At 68.4% G+C, this 3513-nt stretch carries 4 protein-coding genes; all 4 read right to left on the bottom strand.

Annotated features, from left to right (window positions below; translation table 11 throughout):
* The coding region (locus ACFE60_RS18255) for a cbb3-type cytochrome c oxidase subunit I (RefSeq protein WP_375390273.1) at positions 1-1389 on the bottom strand (1389 nt) is incomplete at its 3' end.
* Between the two features lie 11 nt (positions 1390-1400).
* On the bottom strand, positions 1401-2312 hold the full coding sequence (gene coxB / locus ACFE60_RS18250) for a cytochrome c oxidase subunit II (protein WP_375390272.1): 912 nt from the start codon (positions 2310-2312) through the stop codon (positions 1401-1403).
* A gap of 178 nt (positions 2313-2490) precedes the next feature.
* A complete protein-coding gene (erpA, locus tag ACFE60_RS18245) occupies positions 2491-2862 on the bottom strand; it encodes an iron-sulfur cluster insertion protein ErpA (RefSeq protein WP_375390271.1) in 372 nt (123 codons plus the stop codon).
* Positions 2863-2912: 50 nt separating this feature from the next.
* Positions 2913-3513 (bottom strand): peptidase dimerization domain-containing protein (locus ACFE60_RS18240; protein WP_375390270.1); only part of this gene is annotated, 601 nt, incomplete at its 5' end.

Raw genomic sequence — 3513 nt, 5'->3', positions numbered from 1 at the left:
CATCCCCTCCAGGCCCATCCAGTGCTGTACGAGGGAGGTGGTGTGGAAGCCGATGAACAGCAACCAGAAGTGCAACTTGCGGAGCGTCTCGTCGAGCATCCGCCCGGTGAACTTCGGCCACCAGAAGTAGAAGCCCGCGAACATCGCGAACACCACGGTGCCGAACACGACGTAGTGGAAGTGCGCGACCACGAAGTAGCTGTCGGAGAGGTGGAAGTCGAGCGGCGGCGACGCGAGGATGATGCCGGTCAGCCCGCCGAAGATGAAGGTGATCAGGAAGCCGAGCGACCAGACCATGGGCGTCTCGAACGTCACCGAGCCCTGCCACATCGTGAAGGTCCAGTTGAAGATCTTCACGCCGGTCGGCACCGCGATCAGCATCGTCATCAGGGCGAAGAACGGGAGCAGCACCGACCCGGTCACGTACATGTGGTGCGCCCACACCGCGACGGACAGGGCGGCGATGGAGATCGTCGCGTAGATCAGCGTCTTGTACCCGAAGATCGGCTTGCGGCTGAACACCGGGATGATCTCGCTGATGATGCCGAAGAACGGCAGCGCGATGATGTACACCTCGGGGTGCCCGAAGAACCAGAACAGGTGCTGCCACAGGATCGCGCCGCCGCTGGAGGCGTCGTAGACGTGGGCGCCGAACACCCGGTCGGCGCCGAGCGTGAGCAGGGCCGCCGCCAGCACGGGGAAGGCCATGATCACGAGCAGCGACGTGATCAGCGTGTTCCAGGTGAAGATCGGCATCCGGAACATCGTCATGCCGGGCACGCGCATGGTGATGATCGTGGTGATGAAGTTCACGGCGCCGAGGATCGTGCCGAACCCGGACAGGCCCAGGCCGAACACCCACAGGGTGCCGCCGAGGCCGGGCGAGTACGTCTCGCTCGAGAGCGGCGAGTACGCCGTCCAGCCGAAGCTCGCGGCGCCGCCCGGGGTGAAGAAGCCGGAGACGGCGACGAGGCTGCCGAAGAAGTACAGCCAGTAGGCGAAGGCGTTCAGCCGCGGGAACGCGACGTCGGGCGCGCCGATCTGCAGCGGCATCAGCGCGTTGGCGAACGCCGCGAAGAGCGGCGTCGCGAACATCAGCAGCATGATCGTGCCGTGCATCGTGAAGACCTGGTTGTAGATCTCCGGCGTCCCCACCACGTGCAGGCCGGGAGCGGCCAGCTGCGCCCTGATCACGAGGGCGAGCACGCCGCCGATCAGGAAGTAGATGAACGACGTGACCAGGTAGAGGTTGCCGATCTTCTTGTGATCGGTGGTCGTCAGGTACTCGACGACGATGTTGCCCTTGCGGGCCACCTGGCTGCCGCCGACGGCGGCCGCGGCCTGCCCGGCCGGCAGCTGCTGCGTCGGCCTGCCGATTGTCGATGTCATCAGAGGTCCCCTCAGTTGCCGCTGACGGCGTTCTCGCTGTCCTGGCCGGAGTTCTGGTCTCCGACAGCACCCGCGTTGTCGTCCTTGTCGTACGCCTTGCCGAGCAGTCCGGTGTTGCCCGCGGCCCGCAGGCTCGCGATGTGGGCGTCGTAGTCGGCCTGCGAGACGACCTTCACGTTGAACAGCATCCGCGAGTGGTACTCGCCGCAGAGCTCGGCGCACTTGCCCTCGAAGGTGCCGATCCGCGTGGGCTTGAAGTCCCAGAAGTTGGTGCGCCCGGCGATCATGTCCTTCTTGTAGAGGAAGTCGATCACCCAGAACGAGTGGTTCACGTCGCGCGTGCGGAGGCGGATCTCGGTCGTCCTGTTCACCGGCAGGTACAGCGTCGGGATCTTCGCCTCGACGAAGCCGGTGTTCGCCGTGCCGGGGTCCTCGGGCTGGGCCTGGATGCCCTGCTCGTAGACCTGCTCGTTGCGGTAGTCGAAGTCCCAGGCCCACTGCTTGCCGTACGCGTCGATGATCGTCTGCGGGGTGTCGTAGCGGGTCTCGATGATCGTCTGGTCGCGGGCCGTGAAGGCGAAGAGGCCGAGGACGAGGATCAGCGGCACGACCGTGTAGAAGATCTCGATCGGCATGTTGTAGCGCAGCTGCACCGGCAGGCCGGTCTGCCCGCGCCGCCGCCGGTACACGATCGCGAACCACACGATGATGGCCCAGGTGATCACGCCGACGCCGAGCAGGGTGATCCAGGAACCGACCCACAGGTCGGAGACCCGCTGCGTCTGGTTCGTCGCGTCCGGCTGCCCGGAGATGAATCCCGGCAGGTAGCCGTGCAGCTGCAGGTCGTCGCAGCCGGTCAGCGCGAGCGTGACGCCGACTGCGGTCAGCGAGGCGAGGATCACGCGTCGTCGGATGGAGCGCACGGATTCCCTTCCGGTTCTCGTGTGGAGCACGTCGTGCCGCCCGTCAGCCTATCGCCCGACGAGCCGTAGAACTTCGATCCGGGGTGGCGAAACGGGCCGATCCGCAGCGTCGCGGTGCCCCCTTGACGACGACGGAGGGCCCGGGGTGCGAGCGCACCCCGGGCCCTCCGTGATGAGCTCAGTGGAAGGAGTCGCCGCAGGCGCAGCTGCCCTGGGCGTTGGGGTTGTCGATCGTGAACCCCTGCTTCTGGATGGTGTCCTCGAAGTCGACGGTCGCGCCGTCGAGGTACGGCACGCTCATGCGGTCCACGACGACCTCGACGCCGTCGAAGCCGACGGTCGCGTCGCCGTCGAGCAGCCGCTCGTCGAAGTACAGCTGGTAGATGAGGCCGGAGCAGCCGCCGGGCTGGACGGCGAGCCGCAGGCGCAGGTCGTCGCGCCCCTCCTGGTCGATCAGGCTGCGCACCTTGTCCGCGGCGGCGTCGGTGAGCAGCACGCCGTGGCTGGGCTCGTCGGAGGTGGGGGTGCCGGTGAGCGCGGTGTCCGTCATGCGTCCGATGGTAAACGCGGATCGGCGGACGGGCGAGCGGCGGGCCGTGATCAGCGCGCGCGGCGGGAGAGCCGGGCGAGCAGCAGCGCCTCGGCGGTGATCGAGCGGCGCAGCACCCCGAGGTCCTGCGACTCGTTCGGCGAGTGCGCGCGGGTGTCCGGATCCTCGACCCCCGTGATCAGGATCTGCGCGGCCGGGAAGCGCTCGGTCAGCGTGCTGATGAACGGGATGGAGCCGCCGATGCCGGTCAGCTGCGCCGTCGCGCCCCAGCCGTCGGCCAGCGCCGCCCGCGCCTCCTCGGCCGCCCAGCCGGACTGGTCGACCAGGAACGGGCTGCCGAGGTCGACGTCCGCGATCGTGAGCTGCGCGCCGAACGGCACGTGGGCGCGCAGGTGGCGCTCGAGGGCGGCGAAGGCCTCCCCCGCGTCCTGGCCGGGGGCGATGCGGCAGCTGATCCGGACCCGGATCGATGGCAGCAGCGTGTTGGAGGCGTTCACCACGTCGGTCGTGTCGATGCCGGTGACCGTGATCGACGGCCCGTACCAGAGCCGGTCGGCGACGGTCCCGCGGCCGATCGGCGTCACCCCTGGCAGCAGCGCCGCGTCGGTCGCGAGCGCGTCCTCCGACGGGCCGGCCGGAGCGCCGGCCGGC

It is taken from the genome of uncultured Amnibacterium sp. (genome assembly GCF_964245895.1).
GTDB lineage: Bacteria > Actinomycetota > Actinomycetes > Actinomycetales > Microbacteriaceae > Amnibacterium.
The sequence above is the reverse complement of the archived record's forward strand: the minus strand, read 5'-3'. Positions and strand labels throughout refer to the sequence as shown.